The sequence below is a fragment of the Nocardia sp. CA-129566 genome, assembly GCF_050956075.1.
In the GTDB taxonomy this organism is placed as follows: Bacteria; Actinomycetota; Actinomycetes; order Mycobacteriales; family Mycobacteriaceae; genus Nocardia.
The window spans coordinates 4,370,418-4,390,891 of record NZ_CP192085.1; the positions used below are offsets into that span (position 1 = coordinate 4,370,418).

Genomic DNA, 20,474 nt, shown 5'->3' on the forward strand with positions numbered 1-20,474 from the left:
ACTCGATGAATTCGCGGCACCAGACGGCCGCCCCCGCGGACGTCTGGGAGGTGCTGCTCGATTGTGAGTCCTTCCCTGACTACATGGGCGGGGTCAACGAGGTGGAAATCCTCGAGGCAGACGGTCAGCGCCGCACGAGCAGTTGGGTCGTCGAGCTCAAGGGCTCCGAAATGGAGTGGGAGCAGGAAGATCAGATCGATGCCGAACGGCAGCGCATCGAATTCCGGCAGACCGATGGCGATCTGCAGAGCTACCAGGGCTACTGGCAGATCCACGAGAACGGCGCGGGCGGCGAACTGGAACTCAATGTCGAATTCGATATCGGGCTGCCGCTGGTCGCCGAGATGATCCATCCGGCCATTGCCACGGCGCTGGAAGGTTATGCGAACTCGATCGTCACCCGGGCCGCACAGTGAGGGAATTGTCATGAGCGACATCAAGACTCGCGGCGCCAAGGATATTGCGAAGGCCACGTTCAAACAGGTCAAGCGCCACTTCTCGCCGTCGATGGCGCTGGCGGGCAAATTCACCGGTCAGGGTGCGGTCGAGGATTCGGCCAGCGGCAGCCGGGTGACCCTGTCCGACGGGCGCACGGTGCTGGACTTCGGTTCCTATGCCGTCGCGCTGCTGGGTCACCGCAATGCCGCGGTGGTCGAGGCCGTCCGTGCGCAGCTGGACCGGATGCCGACCTCGACCAGGTCGGTGCTGAACCCGCTGCCCGGGCAGGCCGCCGAGGCGGTTGTGGAGTACCTTGCCGCCGCCGAGTTCGGCGGTGATGATGCGCCGGAACTGTCGAAGGTGTACTTCGGCTTGAGCGGCGCCGACGCCGTCGAGGCGGCCACCAAGCTGGCTCGGCTGGCCACCGGCCGCAGCACGGTGCTCGCGGTCGAGGGCGCCTACCACGGCAAAACGCTGGCTGCGCTGGCGCTCACCCACCACGAGCGGTTCAAGGGCAATTTGGCTCCGGTGCTCGGCAATACCGTGCACATCGATCCTTCCGACCCGGACGCGGTTTCCTGTGCGCTTGCCGAAAATTCGGTCGCCGCACTGATTTTCGAGCCTGTGCAGGGGGAGAACGGGGTCACACTGCTGGATCCGGCGATCCTGTCCCGCTGGTGCGCAGACGCGCACGCGCATGGGGCATTCGTCATCGCCGACGAGATCCAGGTCGGATTGCGGCGCTGTGGTGACCGGTCCGTCGCCCTGGCGCACGGGCTGCCGGTGGACGCGGTGCTGCTGGGCAAGGCGATCGGCGGCGGAGTGGTACCGGTTTCGGCGATGGTCTGCACCGAGGCGCTGTACGCCCCGCTGACCGGGGATCCGGTGCTGCACACCGCCACCTTCAGCGGATATCCGCTCGGCGTCTCGGCCGTGGCCCCGGCGCTGGCCACCATCGAAGCCCATGTCGCAGACGGGGTTCGGATCGCGCGCGAAATGGCCGAGGGGCTGGCACTGCTGGCCGCCGACCACGACACCGTCGTCACCGCGGTGCGCGGACGGGGTCTGCTGTGGGGGCTGGACTTCTGTTCACCCGAGTTCGCCGGTGAGGTGCAGGTCGGGCTCGCACAGCGCGGCCTGGTCGTGTCCACCTGCCTGAGCCGACCCGAAGTGCTGCGGCTGATCCCGCCGATCATCGCCACCTCCGACGATGTTGCGGAGGCGCTGTTCCTGCTGCGCGGCGCGATCGAGCAGGCCGCCGCCGCCATCGACCCGACCCGACCCGGATTGGACGCATCGTCATGACATCGCTCGAAATCGAGGGCGCGGCCGAACAGTTGGCCGCCGATACCGAACTGGCCGCCGATATCCAGGGCTTCACTCCCGCGGTGCGCGCGGGTTCGGTGCGGGACGTATTCCTCACCGGCGCGACCGGATTCCTCGGGGTGTTCCTGCTGAAGGAACTGTTGGACCGGGGACTGACCGTGCATTGCCTGGTGCGCGCGGCCGACGCCGACAGCGCCCTGGCCCGGTTGACCGCCAACCTGGACACCTACGAGCTGGCCGAGACCATCGCCACCGACCGGATCCGGGTGGTGCCCGGTGATGTGACGCTGCCGAAGTTCGGACTATCCGACGGCGATTATGCCGAGCTCGCGGATCGGGTCGAGGCCAGCTACCACACCGCGGCGAAGGTCAACTTCCTCACGCCCTACAAGTGGCTGCGCAAGCAGACCATCGCGGGCACCCATGAGATGTTGCGTTTCGCCTGCGCGGCGACCGCGCCCATGCACCATGTGTCCACGCTCGGCGTCTTCGCCGGGGACGCGGATTCGGATCCGCGCGGTGAAGCCGATCCCACCGGACCCGCCGCGGATATGCCGCTCGGATACACCAAGAGCAAATGGGTTGCCGAGCAACTGATTCTGGAGGCGGATCGGCGTGGTGTGCCGATCACCATGCACCGGCCCGCACAGGTGTGGGGCGACTCGAAATCCGGCGCGTGCCAGAAGAACGACTTCGTCTGGCGCTTCATCACCGGCTCCATCCAGGCCGGAGTGTATCCGCGCAACTTCCGGCTGAAGATGAATCTGGTTCCGGTCGACTACGTGTGCGCGGCCATCGCCGGGGTCACCGCCCAGGATGCCGCGCTCGGCGGGATCTACCACCAGATCGGGCCCGCGGCCATCGATTCCGAGACCATTCTCGGTTTCATCCGGTCGGCCGGATTCGAGATCAAAGAGGTCAGCATCATCAAGTGGCTCAAGGCCATCTCGGCCGATGTCACCAATGCGATGTTCCCGCTGATCCGCACCACCATGCTGATGGAGCGGCAGGAGCCGCTGCTGTTCACCGACCACCTCACGCGCCGCCTGCTCGACGGCACCGGGATCGAGTGCCCGAATATCGACGAGCGGCTCTTCGGCACCTACGCCTCGTTCTTCGTCCGGCACGGGCACCTGCCCGCGCCGGTCGCTTCCGCCTGACCGGCTACTGACAGGAGTACCGCGATGTCCGCGCCGACCACATACCCGACCAGCAGAACCGCGCACCATCCGGCGCGTTTGCGGGAGACCGATCCGCGGCTGACCCGCCGCGAATCCGTGATCGCCGAACTGGCGGCCGACGGTAAGTCCAATCGTGAGATCGCAGTGCTCCTGTTCATCTCCGTCCGCACGGTCGAGAACCACCTGCACCGCATCTATAGCAAGCTCGGCATCCACAGCAGGCTCGATCTCACCTCCGGGCGTTGACTAGTTTGTTAGTAATCACTAATCTCAACCCAAGGAACTCCTGACCCTCGAAATTGGAGGTTTCCGCCATGGCCGCGGAACGATCCGCTCTCGGTGAACTGCTCCGTCCTATCCGCGTTCGCGTGCGTCTAGCCGTTGCCGCCCAAGCTATTTCGTCCGTTGCCGCGGTGGTGCCCTTCATCGCCGTTGCCGAGCTGGGGCGGGTATTGCTCGAGAACGGGCCCGATCGGACCCGCGAAGCGTGGACGCTGACCGCCGTTGCCGCGGGCGCGCTGCTGGTGCGGCTGATCTTCCTGCTGGCCGCGGGCGCGCTCACCCACTTCGCCGACGGCGAGCTGGCCCTCGATATCCGCCGACGGTTGGTGCGCAGGCTCGGTGAGGTGCCGATGAGCTGGTTCTCCGGCCACAACTCCGGCACGGTGAAGAAGATCGTGCAGGATGATGTGGCGGCAATGCACCACCTGGTCGCGCACTCCGTACTGGAGCTGACCTCCGCGGTGGTGCTGCCGGTCACCGCGTTGATCTACCTGTTCTGGGTGGACTGGAAGATGACCTTGGTGACCATCGCTCCGCTGGTGATCGGGCTGAGTCTGTACAGCGTCACCATGGCCGGAATGGGTAAGCACCTGCCCGAATACGATCGGGCGATGGGCCGGATCAACGGCAGCGCAGTCGAATTCGTGCAGGGCATCGCCGTGGTCAAGACCTTCGGCCAGGCCAAGCGCGCGCACGGCCGATACGCCAGCGCCGCAAGCGATTTCGCGAATTTCTTCCTGGGCTGGGTGAAGTCGACGCTCATCTCCAAAACCGCGGCCGAGATCGTGCTCTCGCCGATCGCGGTGCTGGCGACGGTGCTCGGGGGTGGCGCCTGGTTCGTCACCCGGGGCTGGTTGGTCGCCGCGGATCTGCTGCCGTTCGCGCTGCTCGGGGTCGGCCTCACCGCGCCGATCCTGGCGCTGTTCTACGCGAGCTATGAACTGCGCTTCGCCAAGGAGGCGGCGGCGCGGGTCACCGAGGTACTGGATACCGCACCGCTTCCGGTGGTCGACTCCCCGAAGTCGCCCAGCGGCAATGCGGTTCGGTTCGCCGAGGTGTCGTGCTCCTATGACGGTGAGACCGAGGTACTCAGCGGCATCGACCTGGAGTTGGCGGAGGGCACGGTGACCGCGCTGGTGGGTCCGTCCGGATCCGGTAAGAGCACCCTGGCCACGCTGCTGCCGCGATTCCAGGATGTCACCGGCGGGGCGGTCAGCGTCGGTGGTGTGGACATCCGCGAGATGGCGCCCCAGGAGCTGTACCGGCGCGTGGCGTTCGTATTCCAGGATGTGCGGCTGGCACAGGATTCGATCGCGGCGAATATCCGGATGGCCCGGCCCGACGCGTCGGAATTCGAGATGCACACCGCCGCGCGGATGGCCCGCATCCACGACGAGATTCTGGCGCTGCCGCGCGGATACGACTCGGTGATCGGGGACGATGCGCGGCTGTCCGGTGGTCAGGCACAGCGGCTTTCGATCGCACGGGCACTGCTGGCCGATGCCCCGATCATCGTGCTCGACGAGGCCGCGGCCTACGCCGATCCGCAGTCCGAGGCCGAGGTGCAGGATGCGCTGTCGGCACTGACCGGCGCCAAGACCGTGCTGATGATCGCGCACCGGCTCTCCACTGTCGTCGAGGCCGACCAGATCGTGGTGCTCGACAACGGCGCGATCTCCGAGCGCGGGACCCATACCGAATTGCTTACCGCCGAGGGCCGCTACGCCCGGATGTGGCGGGCGCACGAGAACGCCGGGGGCTGGCGGAACCGGCAGATGGAAAGGACCGGGGCATGATTCGGAAACTGCTCGCGGTGGTCGGCCCGGAACAGGGGGCGGCGCTGCGCAAAATGCTCGCGGTCCTGGTGATCGGCGCGGTGTTGCAAGGTCTGGCCTTCGCACTGCTGGTGCCGATTCTGCGCGCGCTGCTGGGTTCGGATCCGGATTCGGTGTGGCCGTGGCTGTGGACCCTGTTCGGGGTGGCCGCGCTGTACGCACTGGCGTACTACGTCAGCATGGGTATCGGCGCGCAAGTCGGTGCGGCACTGGCGAAGACGCTGCACATGCGCATCGGTGACACGGTGGCCGGGCTGCCGCTGGGCTGGTTCGGGCCCGAACGGGTCGGGCAGCTGGGCCAGTTGGCCACCAAGAGTGTCATGGACATCATGGGTGTACCGGCGCACCTGCTGCGGCCGATGGTGACCACCTTCGTCACGCCGGTGACGGTGGTGGTGCTGATGTACTTCTTCGATTGGCGACTCGCGCTGGCCGCGACGCTGACCATTCCGGTGATCATCGCGGTCTACCGCTGGAGTGTGTCGCTGAGCCGCACCGCCGATGAGATGCGCACCGCGGCCAATGCCGAAACCGGCGGGCGGGTCGTGGAATTCGCGCAGCTGCAGCCGGTGCTGCGGGTATTCGGCCGCGGCGCCGAGACGCTGGATGGCACTCTGCACACCCAATATGAGACCTCGCGCAAGGTACTCGTCACCGGCGTGCCCGGGCTGGTCGGCTTCACCCTGATCGTGCAGGCCGCATTCACCACGATCCTGGTGTACGGCACCTATCTGGCCCTCGGCGGTAGCCTCGCGGTGCCGACCCTGCTTGCGGTGCTGGTGCTCGCGGTGCGGTTCACCGAGCCGATCGCCGAATTCGCCATCCTCGGATCCACTTTGCGCACGGCGGAATCCGCGCTGGACCGGGTGGGCGAACTGGTCGTCGAACGGCCGCTGCCCGAGCCATTGCAGGCCCGGGTGCCGCAGGGCAATGCGGTGCACTTCGAGTCGGTCGGCTTCGGCTACGGCGAATCCACTGTGCTGCAAGATGTTTCGTTCACCGCCCCGGCGGGCCGGGTCACCGCGCTGGTCGGGCCATCCGGCTCCGGCAAGACCACCATCGCCCGCTTGATCGCCCGATTCTGGGATGTCGACGACGGCAGCGTGCAGATCGGCGAGGTGGATGTGCGCCAGATCGACCCGGCCGAGCTGATGTCGCGCATTTCGATCGTCTTCCAGGACGTCTACTTGTTCGAGGACACCATCGAGGAGAACATCCGACTCGGTCGCCCCGGCGCCACCGATGCCGAAGTCCGTGCGGCTGCCGCCGCCGCCCGGGTCGACGAGATCGTCGAACGCCTCCCCGAGGGCTGGGCCACCACGGTCGGCGAGGGCGGTGCCCGCCTGTCGGGCGGTGAGCGGCAACGAGTTTCGATCGCCCGCGCCATCCTCAAGGACGCCCCGATCGTGCTGCTGGACGAGGCGACGGCATCGCTGGACCCGGAAAACGAACAGGCCGTGCAGCAGGCGCTGAGCGCGCTGACCGCGGATCGGACGGTGCTGGTGATCGCGCACCGCCTCAATACCGTCGCGGCCGCGGACCAGATCCTGTTCCTGGACAACGGCACGATTGTCGAGGCGGGAACGCACGATGACCTGTTGGGCGCCGAGGGCCGTTACGCGGCGTTCTGGGCACAGCGCCGCCGCGCCACCGAATGGAAGGTCGGGGTACTCAGCTGACCTTCCGACGCAGTCGTCCCGCCGACCGATCCGGGGTCGGCGGGACGACGTGCGTATGGCCCCATGCAGTGTCGGATCAGCTCGTCTTGATGGTCCCGCCGTCGATGACGAGGTCGGCTCCTACGATGTTGGCAGCCTTGCCCGAGACCAGGAACGTCACGAGGGCCGCGACCTCTTCCGGTTCGGAGATTCGGCGCGAGGCGATGCCGAACTGGTCCGGCAGCGCCGCCAGCAACTGTTCGTGCGAGATGCCCTGTGCGGCGGCGAGCTTCGCGCCGACCCATTCGGAACCGCGCCAGATCCGGGTGCCGACCACGCCGGGTGAGACCGTGTTGACGCGGACTCCCTGCGGACCGAACTCCTCGCTCAGGCGCTTGCCGAAGGCGGTGAGCGCGGCCTTGGCCTCGCTATAGCCGACCGGCCCGACGGACGGCAGGTGTGCGTTGATCGAGGAGACGTTCACGATCGTGCCGCGCCGGTCGAGCAGGCTGGGCAGGGCGGCGCGGGTCGCCCAGACGGCGCTGAACAGGTTGACATCCAGGAAGTGCCGCCACTGATCGTCGGTACTGTCGAGGAACCCGCCCGGCGCCAGTCGGTCGGGGTCGCCGCCACCAACGTTGTTGATCAGGATGTCGATGCCGCCGAGCTCCTCCAGCGCGGTATCCACGAGCGCAGTGGCGCCGTCTTGCGAGCTCAAGTCCGCCGAAACGGTAGCCACGGTGGCCTTTTCGAGTTCGGGTGTGATGGTGCGGGCGGCGCCGACCACGCGTGCGCCCGCGGCGGACAAGGTCTCGGCGACGGCAAGGCCGATGCCTCGGCTGGCTCCGGTGACGACGGCGGTCTTGCCGGTCAATTCGAGATCCATGGAGACTTCCTTTCTTGAACTACAGGTCAAAAACCGGGGTATGCGAGAGCCGCCGCAATGTCGGCGGATCGGTCAGAGGGCGGTCAGGGCGACGTCGATGATGCGGTACAGCGCTTCGGTGTCGCGGGTCTTGGCCATGATGCGCAGGCCGGCGCTGGTGTTGAGCAGGAACTCGGCCGTGGCCCGCGCATCGACGTCGGGGCCGACGTCGCCGTCGCGTCGGCCCTGTTCGATCCGGGCGGCCAGCGCGGTGACGATGCCCTCCTCGATGCCACGCAGGGCTCGGGTGATCTCCTCGTCGTGGCCGCCGAGCTCGGCGGCTGTGTTCACGGCCATGCAGCCACGCCGAACCGGCTGTGCGACATCGGAATCCACGGTGTCTCGCAGGTACGCGCCGATGCGTTCGCGGGTGCTTCCCGGCTGGAACAGCAGCTCCTCGGCGTGCTCCACGCCCATCCGTCCGTAGCGGGCCAATGCCTGGTCGAACAGTTGCCGTTTACTGCCGAACGTGTGGTACAGGCTGCCCTTGCCGACACCGGTGGCCTCGGCGAGTTGTGCGGGAGAGGTGCCGGCGTACCCGTGGGTCCAGAACTCCTCCATCGCGCGCTCGACCACGGTATCGGTTTCGAAGTTCCGCGGCCTGCCCACGCAAAGAACTCTAAAAGTTCTTGACCCACAGGTCAAGAATTCGGGCGGCATCGGTCCGAGCGCAACCGTGCGCTCGGCAGTCGGGTCTTTGGTGATCATGCTGACCCGCGTCAACGCTTTCGACGTGATCTGTCGGATGACCGTGCCGATTCCGTACAGCGTGCGCGGCGTGCCGAGCGTCTTGGGAACCGACAATGGGAGCTGCCCTCTGATCAAAAGCCCGAAGGGCCCGCCACCATCGCACTGTGCGTTGGCGTCGGGCCCTCGGGTCAGGTGGCCGGATGCGGAATCCGGGTCAGCGGGACTGCAGGACCTCCTCGAGGTAGCGAGCGATATCGGTGATCGTCGGGTAGTTCCAGAGCAGGGTGGCGGGCAGCGGGATGCCGAGGTGGCGTTCGAGATTCGCGCGCAGGGCGGTGGCGAGCAAGGAGTCGATACCGGATTCGGTGAGGGGGCGGTGCGGGTTGAGGTCTTCCGGGGCGGCGCCGAGTGTCGTCGCGGTGCGGGTGCTGACCAGGTCGAGGAGATAGTCGGTCAGCTCGCAACCGGACAGCTCGGCCCAATCCGGTTCGGCGGATTCGGTTTCGGCGGTTTCCAGGACCAGCTCACCCAGCAGGGCCGGGCGCGGGCCGTGATGGTCGCGGAGCACGGTCAGGGCGACCTGCACCGGAGAATTCGCGTCGGCCAAGGCGTCATCGAGGATTGTCAGCGCCTGTTCGGCCGTGAGATCGGCGGTACCGCGGGCGGCCAGTTCGAGATCGGTCGCGGCGGCCGAGGTGGACATGCCCAGGCCGCGCCAGCTGGTCCAGGCCAGGCTCACGGTGTCGCGGCATCCGGCGCGACGGCGCTGCACCGCGAGTGCGTCCAGGAACGAGTTGGCGGCGGCGTAAGCGGCCTGGCCGGGCAATCCGAGCAGTGGACCGGCCGAGGAGAACAGCACAAGGAAGTCGATGCTGCCGGGCGGGAACAACTCGTGCAGCACCCGCGCGCCATCCACCTTGGGGCGCATGACATTTCGCAGCACCTCGGGATCGAGATCGGGCAGCATCGCGCTGTCCACCGTGCCCGCCGCATGGACGACACCGCACACCGGCGGCAGATCCAGTGCGGCGAGCGCGCATTCGGTGGCCGCGCGGTCGGTGATATCGACCGCGACCGTCCGCACGGTCACACCCGCATTCTCCAGCCGCCGCACCACGGTCACCCGCTCATCGTCATCGGACCATTCGGCCCTGGACGGCAGCGGCCGCCGCCCGAGCAGCACGATGCGTCGGGCCCCGCGCTCGGCCAAATGTTCGGCCACCAGCAGTCCCAGCGCCCCCAATCCGCCAGTGATCAGATAGGTCCCGTCGGGACGGCAGGCGAAGGCCACATCCCGCTCGCGATCGGCCGCGACGATCCGCTGCCCGAAGACCGCACCGTCGTGCAGCGACACCACCGGATCCGCGATACCGGCTTCGATAACCGTGCGTATCACCATATTCGGATCGTCATCGGCGGACACATCGACGACCGACCGGAAGAAGTCCGGATGCTCACTCGCGGCAACCCGACCCATGCCCCACAGCGGTGCATGCGCGGTATCGCCCTCGCGCACCCCGCGCGTCACCGCCCACAATCGAGGCCGCCGCTCGGGCGCAACCGCACCGACCCGCTGCACGGCGGTGGCGAATGCCGCGGCAGCCTCGAACGGTGTCCCCACCGGCGGTGCGAATACCACGTGCGCACCGCGTCCGGCATCGACCAGTCCGGTATCTTCCGTGGATTCGACCACGACGATCGAGGTGTCGACCGGCGAGTTCTCGGCCGCGGCCAAGGGGTGCCACGAGAGGTCGAAGCGGGTCGCGGCCAGGTGGAGGTCATCGGATGCGCCGGGGGTTGCGGTGAGTTCGGCGTAGCGCAGTCCGATAAGTGTCGCCGTCGAATCATCGCCAGTGACAACGACATCAACGGTTGTCGGCTGATCGGGTTGGAGACGGACCGCGATATCGGCGCGCCGCGGTGCCGGGCCGGTCAGGGTGACGCGGTCGATATGGGCGGGCATGCGCAGCGTCGCGGGGCCGGGGAAGATGACCGATGCCATCGAGAGGGCGGCGTCGAGAATGGCGGCCCAGCTGCGGTCGAGATCGGCGGTGGCGGTGGCGAACAGGGTGGTCTCGCTGTGCCGGAGGGTCTCGATCTGCCACGGATAACCCATATCCGCAACGCCCAGATCCGCCAAGCGGTCGACCACGAAATTCGGGTCGAGCGGTGAGTTGCTCTGGGTCGCAGCAGCTTCGAGCACGAATCGGTGGTCCGGGCCGCAAGCCGATCCGATGCGCGCCAAGGTGTGGGTCGCCCATGCGGTGTCGTCCGCGCCGAGCGGGCGCGAGACGATACGCAGCGCCGTGCCGTCGCGCACGACCTGGAGTTCGCGGGTCTGCGCCGGATCGGGTACCACCACCGGCTGTTTCAGCTGGACCTCCACCAGCTCGGTGGTGCTGCCCGCGGTGCACAGGGTGTTCAGCAGCACGGCAGCCGGGGTGATTTCCGTGCCGAGTACGGGATGACGGCGCGGATACGGGCGGGTGCGGAAGTCGAGTGTGGTACGCCAGAGCTGGACCGGCGTGCCGTGGACCGCGCCGCATGCGCCGAGCAGGGTGTCGACGGGGGATTCGGCGCGCTGCGGACCGTCGACCCAATGGCGTTGGTGTTGCCAGGCATTGGTGGGCAGGTCGAGCAGCCGACCGGCGGGTGCGGCCGCCGACCAGTCGATGGCGATGCCGCGGCAGTGCAGGGCGGCCAGCGAGCGCAGGAGGGTGGCTTGTTCGGCGGTGTTGCGCCGCAGGGTCGGCAGGACCAGTCCGTCATCGATGCCGTTGGTGGACAGGGTTTCCAGAATCGAGTGGCTCACCACCGGGTGCGCGGAAACCTCGACGAAGACCCGGTGTCCGTCCGCGATCGCGGCCGCGACGGCCTGGTGGAAGCGCACCGGCGCACGCAGATTCGTGGCCCAGTATTCGGCGCCCTGCGGCGGTGCGCAGCGCGGGTCGTCCACCGCCGTGACGTAGAGCGGTACGGCGGCGGGGGCGGGGGCGAGATCGGCGACGGCAATCGCGAGATCGGCGGCCAGCGGCTCCATCTGGTTGGTGTGGAAGGCGACATCGGAATCGACTCGGCGGATTGTCCACCCGAGTTCGGGCCAGTGCGTGGCGAGTTCGTCGATCGCGTCGACCTCGCCCGCCACCACGGTCGAGGATGGTGCGGCGCAGATCGCCGCCTCCGCATCGGTGCGCGCACCCAGCTGCGCGAGCACATCGTCGAACGGCTGATCGACCATGATCATGGCGCCATTGCCGGCCACCTTGCGCAGCAGATTGGAACGGCGGCAGGCCAGCAGTGCGCCCTCGGCCTCGGTCAGCACGCCCGCGGTCACCGCGGCGGCGATCTCGCCGACGGAATGCCCGATGATCGCGCCCGGACGCACACCGTAGCGCCGCCACACCGCCGCCAGTCCGAGCTGCACGGCGACCAGCATCGCCTGGATGACATCCACCGAATCGAATCGGCCGCTCTCCAGCACCCGGCGCGGCGTCAGCCCCATCTCCTCGCGATAGATCGGCCCGATCCGGTCGATCACCTCCGCGAAAACCGATTCGGTGCAGAGTAATTCGCGGCCCATACCCAACCACTGCGCGCCGTGCCCGGAAAAGACCCACACCGGATCGGCCCGGTGTCCGATCACCTCTGCGACGGCGACCGACCTTTCGGCGCCGCCCGTCGCCAGTGCCGTCAGCCCGGTGACGAGTTCGGTGCGGTCGGCGGCCACGACACCCGCGCGGACCGTGAGATGTCCGCGCTGGCGTGCCAGCGTATGTCCGAGATCGCCGAGCTCGGCGGATTCGGCGATCGGCAGCAAGCGCGCCGCTTGGGCGGCGAGCCCGGCCCGCGTCGCCGAGGAAATCGGGTAGAGCCAGGATCGGTTGTGCCGCATCGGCTCCGGTGCGATGTCGATGCCGGGCCGCTGCGCACCACCGGCTTGTCGCGGCGCCTCTTCGAGTACGACATGCGCGATCGTCCCGCCGTAGCCGTAGCTCGCGACACCCGCCGTGCGCGGCCGGTCCATCCGCGGCCACGGCACGGCCTCGGTGACCACCCGCAAACCATTATCGTGCCAGGGGATTTCGGCCCGCGGTCCGGAGACCACCACGGTCGGCGGAACGATCTGCCGCGTCAGCGCGAGCACGGTCTTGATGACCCCCGCGATCCCGGCCGCTGCCTCGGTATGCCCGATATTCCCCTTTACCGAACCGATCAGACACGGTGCGGCCCCCTCGGCCCGACGTCCGAGCACCGCGGCGAGCGCCGCCGCCTCGATCGGGTCGCCGACCTTTGTGCCCGTGCCATGCGCCTCGACGTAGTCCACCTCGCGCGGATCGATCCCGGCGGCGGCGTATGCCCGGCGCAGCAGATGCTCCTGCGCCGAACTGGACGGCGCCATAATGCCTTCGGTGCGTCCGTCCTGATGGACCGCGCTGCCGCGGATCACCGCCAGCACCCGATCATTGTCGAGCCGAGCGTCCGAGAGTCGCTTCAGCACGACGATGCCGCATCCCTCACCGCGCCCGTATCCATCTGCCGCGGCATCGAAGGGTTTGGAACGTCCGTCCTTCGAGATGGCGCCCGCCTGATCCAGCACCGTGGTCAGCCCGGGGCCCGCCATCACCATCACACCGCCCGCCAGCGCGAGCGGTGTCTCGTGGCGCAGCAGTGCGGCGCAGGCCTGATGCAGCGCCACCAGCGAGGAGGAACAGGCGGTATCCACGGTAAGACTGGCCCCGCGCAGGTCCAGCGTGTAGGAGATGCGGTTGGCCACCGCGCAGGGTGAGGCTCCGATACCCGTCCACGCCTCGACTTCCGGCAGCTCCTCGAGCAGTCTGCGGCCATAGTCGTCGGCGCCGACACCCATGAATACCGACGCATCGGTCCCCGCCAATGTGTGCGGTGGAATTCCGGCGTGCTCCAAGGCTTCCCATGCCACTTCGAGCGCGATCCGCTGCTGGGGGTCGAGCTGGCGGGCCTCGGTGGCGGAGATACCGAAGAACCGGCCGTCGAATCCGGCGATATCGGTGAGGAATGCGCCGCGCGGGGTGACCCGTGTCAGCACCGCGGCGTGTTCGCGCGAGTGGGCGCGCTGGGCCGCCCACCGATCCTCGGGTACGGCGTCGGCCGCGCACCGCTTGTCGAGCAGGAATTGCCAGAGTTCGTCCGGTGAACCCAGATCGGGAGCGAAGCGGCAGCCGAGCCCGACGACGGCGATCCGGTCGTCGGCGGTGGTGTCGTCGGCGGTAGTGGTCACAGGGGCAGTGGGCTCGTACACGAGAAGGTCCTCACCGATTGTGCGAACGGCGGTGACCGCACCGGCGATCCGCAGACCGTCCGGCGCAGGCACGCGAAGGTGTGGTCCCGGAACGAGTCCGGGTGGACGCGACGGTGATCGGCCGCGTCACTGATACATGAGGGCCTTATCCCAGGACTCGTCCGGTCCGAACAGATAGCGGGCCTTGAGGATGTCGCGCTGCGTGGTCAATGCCTCGGCGGGCACCAGGCTGCCGATCGGCAATGCTGTAATGGCGTGCCGGACGCCGAGTGTCCGATCGATCGCCGCGGCCAACTCCACCGCGGCACGGTCGCGCACACCATCGGGCGCTTCGAATTCCACCCGCAGCACATCGGTTTCGGCCCGCGCGCGCCAGAAGCCGACCTCGTATGCGAGCGGCAGCTGGAAAATCATTTCCTCCAGATCGTTCTGCCGCACCGTCACCCCGCCGACCGGATATCCGAACGCCGTGCGGCCGAAAACCCGAACCGTCGGCAGCCGCCACCCGCAGGCACAGGATTCATGGCGCACCTCGACATCGTCGGCAAGGTTGTACCGCAGCAACGGCATGGCCGCGCGATACAGCGGCGTCACCACCAGCTGCCCGCATCCGGTCTCGGACAGTGTGCCGGTCTCGGGCGAATACACCTCGAAGATGGCCCGATCGGCCCACAGGTGCAGCCTGCCCTCCGGGCATTCGCCCGCGATGGTGCCGGTTTCGGTGGAGCCGTACTCCTCGACGATGTGCACCCCGCCCCAGATCTCGCTCAGCCGCCGCTTGCGGGCCGCGGTCATCGGTTCGGCGGCGACGAACATTGCACGCAGGGCCGGAAAGTCGCGCTCGGGTCGCAGTCCCGCCGCCCGGGCGGCCGCCGCGATCATCATGGCTTCGGTCGGATTGCACCAGGTCAGCGAGACATCCAGGCGGTGCATGAGCCGCACGATGCGGGCCAGTGGCAGTGCCAGTGAGCGGGCATCGCCGGGTACCACCGTCGCACCGCGCAACCGCCCCGCCGCCTGCGCCAGATGTCCGGTGATCACCAGCGCATACGGCGTGCGCACCAGGAAGGTGTCCGCCGGTGTGATGCCGACCCACTTGCGGGCATACCGCTCCGCGAGATCGGCCCAGTCTTCATCGGTGTAGTACGAGGCCGTTGGTTCTCCGGAGGTGCCGCTGGATTCGTGATAGGTCGCCAATTCCGCGCGGGGCACCGCGAGCATTCCGAACGGATACGCATTGCGCAGATCCTGTTTGGACGTGAGGGGTAGATCGGCGAAATCATCGGCCGCCCGCGGAGTTCCGTCGCGCTCGAATCGGGCGGCATAGAAGGGCGACCGCGCGGCCCGCTCGAATATTCTCGGCAGCTGTGCCCGCTGTAATTGCGCGAGTTCGTCGGGCGTGGTCCAATCGCCGATTTCCGGACGGTTGCGAACCGCTATTTCGCCCTTGGGAATTACGGTCATCGATCCTCCTCGGATGCTACGACCTAGGACAACACCCGCGCGACGCCCACGCCAGCCGGGCAGCTACTCAATTGCTACTCAATTGAGCGAAATGCGCTTCGTACTCCCAGAAATTGAGTAGCAACTACTCAAGATTTCCCGGCACCGGCATGGTTGCATCCCAGGTGTAGCACGGCGACACGAGAAAGTTGGGCCGCATGCAAACCGAGGATATCTATCTGGCTGGCGTGGGTAGTTACCTGCCCGAATCGATTTCCACCGAATCCGCCGTCGCCGCGGGCTGGTACGACGAGGCCGAGCGCGTCGCGTCCGGTATGCGCTCGTGCGCGGTGAGCCCGGAAACCCCGGCGCCGGATCTGGCGATCAGCGCGGCCCGCGTCGCCTTGGCCGAATGCGGCCACGATTCGGACGATATCGGTGCGCTGCTGCACAGCTACACCCATCACCAGGGCCCCGACGGCTGGTCCGCCGTGCACTACATCCTCAACAACACCGTGGATCGCCCGATCCCGGCGATCGAGATCAAACAGGGCTGCCTCGGCATGCTGGCAGGGCTGGAGGCCGCCGCCAACCGGCTCATCGCCAACCCCAGCCATGACGCGGTGCTGCTCACCACCGGTGACAACTTCTCCACGCCGCTGGTGGACCGCTGGCGCGGTTCGAAGCTTTTCCTGTTCGCCGACGCGGGTGCGGCGGCGGTGGTGTCGCGGCGCGAGGGATTCGCGAAAGTGCGTGCCGTTGGCTCGCTGTCGGATTCGTCGATGGAAATCCTGCACCGCGCCGGTGAGGCGCTGTTCCCGCCCGGTATTACCCGCGGTCGCGGTCTGAACTTCGACGAACGCGCGGCCAAGGTCCGCGAACAGTGGGCCGCGGGCCAGGCCCCGCCGATCCGCAACTTCGGCCTGGCGGTGGCCGCGATCGCCGAGCGCACCATGGAGGAAGCGGGCGTCTCGTTCGACAAGATCAGTAAGGTCTGCCACATCGGCTTCGGCCGCGGTTCGCTCGAGGCCATGTTCCTGCAGCCGCTCGGCGTCGAAAAGGACCAGGAGGTCTGGGATTTCACCAGCACCATCGGTCACACCGGCGCCGCCGATATGTTCCTCGGTCTCGAACACGTGTGGCGGACCGGACAGGTCCGCCCCGGCGACCATGTGCTGATGATCGGTGCGAGCACCGGCATGGAAGCGGGTGCCGCAGTGGTCGAGATCCTCGCGCCCGCACCGGCGAAGTAGAGGCGGCGATGCTGGAGGGATTCACACCCTGGCCGCGAGAATTCGCCGAACGCTATCGGGCCCAAGGGTTCTGGAGCGGCGAAACGCTGGGGAGCGTATTGCGTCGGGCCGCCGAGCGCTACGGCGACCGGACCGCGCTGGTCCACGATGACCGTCGGATCGGCTACCGCGATCTCGATGCCTGGGCCGATCTACTGGCCGCGCTGTTTCGGCGGCACGGCGTGCGCCCGGACGATCGGGTGCTGGTGCAGTTGCCGAATGTGCCCGAGTTCGTCGCGATTACGTTCGCGCTCTTGCGAATCGGCGCGAAACCCGTGTTCTGCCTGGTCGCGCATCGCGAGACCGAGGTCGGCCACCTGGTGCGCCTCAGCGGCGCAACCCATTACGTGCTGCCCGAGACCCACCGCGAGTTCAATCATCGCGACATGGCGGAACGCATCCGCGCGACGCACGATCAATTGAGGACCCTGTTCCTGGTCGGCGGCCGCGCCGACGGTTTCGTCTCGATCGAGGACGCGGATCAGGAGCCCTATCAGACGCAGTTGCCCGATACGGATCCGACCGATGTCGCGTTCTTCCTGCTGTCCGGCGGCACTACGGCACTGCCGAAGCTGATCCCGCGCACCCACGACGACTACGTCTATCAATCGCTGCGCGCCGCCGAGGTGTGCGAATTGAACGACCGCGACGTCTATCTCGCCGCGCTGCCGATCGAATTCAACTTCGCCTGGGGTTGTCCGGGCGTGATCGGCACCTTGCACACCGGCGGCACCGTCGTGCTGGCCGACACCCCGAACCCGATGGACTGCTTCCCGCTGATCGAGCGGGAGCGGGTGACGGTCACCGCCTTGGTGCCTTCGCTGGTCGCGGTCTGGCTGGAGGTCGCCGAATGGGCCTCCTGGAATCTGAGCAGTCTGCGGTTGCTGCAGGTCGGTGGCGCGCGGATGACCCGCGAATTCACCGCGAGCATCGGGCCCGCACTGGGTTGCGAACTGCAGCAGGTATTCGGCATGGCCGAAGGTCTGCTGTGCTTCAGCCGCCCGGATGATCCCGCCGAGTCGGTGCTGACCACCCAGGGCAAGCCCATCTCCGACGCCGACGAGATCGTGATCGCCGACACCGACGGCGTCGCAGTGGCACCGGGCGAGGTGGGGGAGCTGCTCACCCGCGGCCCCTACACGCTGCGCGGCTATTACGCTGCGCCGGAACATAATCGAGTCGCTTTCACCGCCGACGGCTTCTATCGGACCGGCGACCTGGCCCGGCTCACCCCTGATGGCGATCTGGTCATCGAGGGCCGAATCAAGGACATGATCATTCGCGGCGGCGACAAGGTCAATGCGGGCGAGGTCGAGGAACACCTGCTCGGCTGCCCCGGGGTGCGCGCGGTCGCTGTGGTCGGCGTGCCCGATCCCTTCCTCGGCGAGCGCACCTGTGCATTCGTCGTGCCCACGGACGCCGCGCCGAATCCGGCCGAAGTGAAGCAGGCCATGCACGCCCGCGGTGTGGCCGCCTACAAAATTCCCGATGACATCGAAATCATCGTCGAACTGCCCCTGACCCCGCTGGGCAAGGTCGACAAGAAAGCCCTGGTCCGCACTCGCGCGGGCGCATCGACAACAGGAGTGCCGTCGTGACCGTCGTATCCGTTCCCACCGAGGCCCAGCTGCGTGCCGAACTCGCGCCCGTACTCGGCCTCGCCGATGCCGCCGAACTCGATCCCGACGCCAATCTCGTTGTGCTGGGCCTGAGTTCTCTCGAATTGATGCGCATGGTCGGTCGCTGGAACAAGGCCGGGGTGCCCGCGGTATTCGAAGAACTTGTCGCCACCCCCACGCTGACCGCCTGGCTGCGGCATTTCGCGGCCATCGTCGCGCAGGGGGCGACGAACGCATGAGCGCCCTGCTGATCGAGAACGGCGTCGTCTACACCGCCGACGACGCCGAAACGGTGCTCCCACGCGGCTCGATTCTCGTCGTGGACGACAAGATCGCGGCGCTCGGAGCCCCCGAGACCGTCGCGGCGGCGGTGGCCGCACTCGCCGAGCCGGTGCGCTCCGAACTGCGCACCATCGATGCGGCGCGAATGATGGTGCTGCCCGGCCTGATCAACGCGCACTGGCACGATATGTTCGCCATGGGCTTCCCGCTGCGCGGCGCACTGCGTCCCGTCAGCGACCGCGCCGATGAGGTCGCCATGTTCGGTGGCGGCGGCGATATGCACAAGATCTCCGGCATGTTCGACTCGTTCGACGGTCTCATCTGCGGCCTGACCCCCGACGAGGGCCAGGCGATCGCCGAATATTCGATGTGGACCCAATTGCGCGGTGGTGTCACCACGCTGGGCGACGCGGGTTCGCTCAACCGCCCGGCCGCACTCGTCGCCGCCGCGCGCACACTCGGCATCCGGTTCAGCGCCACCACCTGGGCATCCGATGCCATCTGCCCGCCCGCCGCCGACTCCTTCCTGCGCACCAGGGATGCCGACGCCGTACTCTCCCAGCTCGAAGAGCTGCTGAAGAGCTGCGCACAGGATGAATCCGGCCGCATCCGCTGTCGTCCGTCGATCGCGTATGTCACCAATATGACCGATGAACTCGGTCGCGGTTTCGCCGAACTCGTCGAGCGGCACGACGCGGGTTTCGTCACTCACGTCGGTGCGGTGCGCAACGAACCGGAACTGATGCGAAAGTACTACGGCGCCACCGGCGTTCGTCGCCTGCACGATCTCGGCCTGGTCACCGACCGGCTGATGGCCGCGCATTGCGCGTTCATCGATGACGAGGAACAGGAGCTGCTGCGCGCGGCCGGTGCGCACATCAGCCATTCGCCCGGAAAGTACGGCCCCTCCGGCGAATCCACGCTGACCGAGACCGGTGTGGTGCCGCGCCTGCGTCGGGCGGGTGTTGCGGTATCGCTGTCCACCGACGGGGCATCGCTCCCGAATGCCGGAATGGCCGAGGCGATGCGCGCGGCCTGGCAGATGTACAACGAGATGGTCGCCGACCAGACCGATGTGCTGCCCACCGACACGCTGGCAATGTCCACCCGTATCGCTGCCGAGGGCCTGCGCTGGTCCGGGGAGATCGGCAGTCTCGAGGTCGGCAAACAGGCCGATCTGGTGCTCATCCGCACCGACGACTGGCGCTATCTGCTCAATCCCCGTCCGCTGGAAAGCTTTCTGTGGCTGGGTGGATCCCACGATGTCGATACGGTGGTCGTGGGCGGGCAGGTGCTGCTGTCCGGCGGAGGCAGCGTGGGTGTCGATGTCGATGAGTTGCGGGAGCGGTATCTGACCGCGCTCGGCTCGTTCACCACCCGCTGCCTCGGGGTGCCCGCCGAGGTGGTCGGGCGCATATTGGCCGGAGCGCGGCGATGAGTGTCGCACTGGTGACCGGTGCGGCGGGCGGCATCGGCAGCGAAATCGCCCGTGCCCTGGTTGAATCCGAGAAGGCGGTGGCCCTGGTCGACCGCGGGATTCCGGCGCTGTGGGATCTGGCGGAGAAGCTCGACGCGGCGGGTGGCCGGGTACTCGCCGTGGCCGCCGATGTCGCCGTGCCCGAGGAAGTGGCCGCGGCGGTGGCCCGTACCGAAGCCGTACTCGGTCCGGTCGACGCTCTGGTGAACGCCGCGGGCATTCTGCAACACGGCCGGATCGAGGAAATGGCCGAACGGGATTGGGCGACCACCCTCGCCGTGAACGCGGGCGGCGTATTCCATGTCTGCCAGGCGGTGGCTCGACGCATGCAGTCGCGTCGGCGCGGCGCGATCGTCACCGTATCCTCGAATGCCGCGACCACACCGCGAATCGGCATGTCGGCGTACGCGGCCTCCAAGGCCGCGGCCAGCATGCTGACCCGCTGCCTGGGACTCGAGCTGGCGGAGTACGGAATTCGCTGCAATGTGGTGGCTCCGGGCTCCACCGCCACCCCCATGCTGACCGCACTGTTCGACGGCTCGGATGCCGAGCGCGCCACCATCGCCGGTGTGCCGCAAGACTTTCGGATCGGCATTCCGCTCGGGCGGATCGCGCGCCCGAGCGATATCGCCGATGCCGTCCTGTTTCTGTTGTCCGACGAGGCCCGCCACATCACCATGCAGCAGCTCACCGTCGACGGTGGCGCCACGCTCGGTGCTTGAACAAGGAGACAGCTGTGGCCATCGCA

The 20,474-nt window shown here is 67.6% G+C and carries 15 protein-coding genes; 11 read left to right on the top strand and 4 right to left on the bottom strand.

Annotated features, from left to right (window positions below):
• The first annotated feature begins 5 nt into the window (after positions 1 to 5).
• The 6 genes from ACQP0C_RS18690 to ACQP0C_RS18715 all read left to right on the top strand — a co-directional run bounded on the left by ACQP0C_RS18690 (position 6) and on the right by ACQP0C_RS18715 (position 6,741).
• Positions 6 to 416: a type II toxin-antitoxin system RatA family toxin gene (locus tag ACQP0C_RS18690; protein WP_433734161.1), complete on the top strand. Its 411-nt coding sequence runs from the start codon at positions 6 to 8 to the stop codon at positions 414 to 416.
• Positions 417 to 426: 10 nt separating this feature from the next.
• Positions 427 to 1,743, top strand: coding sequence for an aspartate aminotransferase family protein (locus ACQP0C_RS18695; protein ID WP_433734162.1), 1,317 nt, complete (start codon positions 427 to 429; stop codon positions 1,741 to 1,743).
• Positions 1,740 to 2,924, top strand: coding sequence for a thioester reductase domain-containing protein (locus ACQP0C_RS18700; RefSeq protein WP_433734163.1), 1,185 nt, complete (start codon positions 1,740 to 1,742; stop codon positions 2,922 to 2,924). The genes ACQP0C_RS18695 and ACQP0C_RS18700 overlap by 4 nt, the downstream gene beginning before the upstream one ends.
• A gap of 24 nt (positions 2,925 to 2,948) precedes the next feature.
• Positions 2,949 to 3,191, top strand: coding sequence for a helix-turn-helix domain-containing protein (locus ACQP0C_RS18705; RefSeq protein ID WP_433684888.1), 243 nt, complete (start codon positions 2,949 to 2,951; stop codon positions 3,189 to 3,191).
• Between the two features lie 68 nt (positions 3,192 to 3,259).
• On the top strand, positions 3,260 to 5,023 hold the full coding sequence (locus ACQP0C_RS18710) for an ABC transporter ATP-binding protein (RefSeq protein WP_433734164.1): 1,764 nt from the start codon (positions 3,260 to 3,262) through the stop codon (positions 5,021 to 5,023).
• Complete coding sequence (locus tag ACQP0C_RS18715) at positions 5,020 to 6,741, top strand: ABC transporter ATP-binding protein (protein WP_433734165.1); 1,722 nt, start codon at positions 5,020 to 5,022, stop codon at positions 6,739 to 6,741. The genes ACQP0C_RS18710 and ACQP0C_RS18715 overlap by 4 nt, the downstream gene beginning before the upstream one ends.
• Before the next feature lie 76 nt (positions 6,742 to 6,817).
• Here ACQP0C_RS18715 and ACQP0C_RS18720 read toward each other — a convergent pair whose 3' ends face one another.
• The 4 genes from ACQP0C_RS18720 to ACQP0C_RS18735 form a co-directional block, all read right to left on the bottom strand.
• Positions 6,818 to 7,606 (bottom strand): oxidoreductase, encoded by a 789-nt coding sequence (locus tag ACQP0C_RS18720; protein ID WP_433734166.1) that lies wholly within the window; start codon positions 7,604 to 7,606, stop codon positions 6,818 to 6,820.
• A 72-nt stretch (positions 7,607 to 7,678) separates the two neighbouring features.
• A complete protein-coding gene (locus ACQP0C_RS18725) occupies positions 7,679 to 8,254 on the bottom strand; it encodes a TetR/AcrR family transcriptional regulator (protein ID WP_433734167.1) in 576 nt (191 codons plus the stop codon).
• A 295-nt stretch (positions 8,255 to 8,549) separates the two neighbouring features.
• On the bottom strand, positions 8,550 to 13,592 hold the full coding sequence (locus tag ACQP0C_RS18730) for a type I polyketide synthase (protein ID WP_433734168.1): 5,043 nt from the start codon (positions 13,590 to 13,592) through the stop codon (positions 8,550 to 8,552).
• Between the two features lie 147 nt (positions 13,593 to 13,739).
• On the bottom strand, positions 13,740 to 15,077 hold the full coding sequence (locus ACQP0C_RS18735) for a phenylacetate--CoA ligase family protein (RefSeq protein WP_433734169.1): 1,338 nt from the start codon (positions 15,075 to 15,077) through the stop codon (positions 13,740 to 13,742).
• 197 nt (positions 15,078 to 15,274) lie between these two features.
• Here ACQP0C_RS18735 and ACQP0C_RS18740 point away from each other — a divergent pair, with 197 nt between their 5' ends.
• Genes ACQP0C_RS18740 through ACQP0C_RS18760 form a run of 5 tightly spaced genes read left to right on the top strand, consistent with a single transcriptional unit; the run spans position 15,275 to position 20,448 of the window.
• Entirely contained in the window at positions 15,275 to 16,309 is a 1,035-nt protein-coding gene (locus ACQP0C_RS18740; protein WP_433734170.1) for a ketoacyl-ACP synthase III family protein, read from the top strand.
• Between the two features lie 8 nt (positions 16,310 to 16,317).
• Entirely contained in the window at positions 16,318 to 17,946 is a 1,629-nt protein-coding gene (locus tag ACQP0C_RS18745) for a (2,3-dihydroxybenzoyl)adenylate synthase (protein ID WP_433734171.1), read from the top strand.
• Entirely contained in the window at positions 17,943 to 18,206 is a 264-nt protein-coding gene (locus ACQP0C_RS18750; RefSeq protein ID WP_433734172.1) for a phosphopantetheine-binding protein, read from the top strand. Before ACQP0C_RS18745 ends, ACQP0C_RS18750 begins: the two co-directional genes overlap by 4 nt.
• Positions 18,203 to 19,687 carry an amidohydrolase family protein gene (locus ACQP0C_RS18755; RefSeq protein ID WP_433734173.1) on the top strand — a complete coding sequence of 495 codons (1,485 nt, stop codon included), beginning with the start codon at positions 18,203 to 18,205 and terminating at the stop codon, positions 19,685 to 19,687. The genes ACQP0C_RS18750 and ACQP0C_RS18755 overlap by 4 nt, the downstream gene beginning before the upstream one ends.
• Positions 19,684 to 20,448, top strand: a complete 765-nt coding sequence (locus tag ACQP0C_RS18760) for a 2,3-dihydro-2,3-dihydroxybenzoate dehydrogenase (protein ID WP_433734174.1) — start codon at positions 19,684 to 19,686, stop codon at positions 20,446 to 20,448. The genes ACQP0C_RS18755 and ACQP0C_RS18760 overlap by 4 nt, the downstream gene beginning before the upstream one ends.
• Positions 20,449 to 20,474 lie beyond the last annotated feature (26 nt).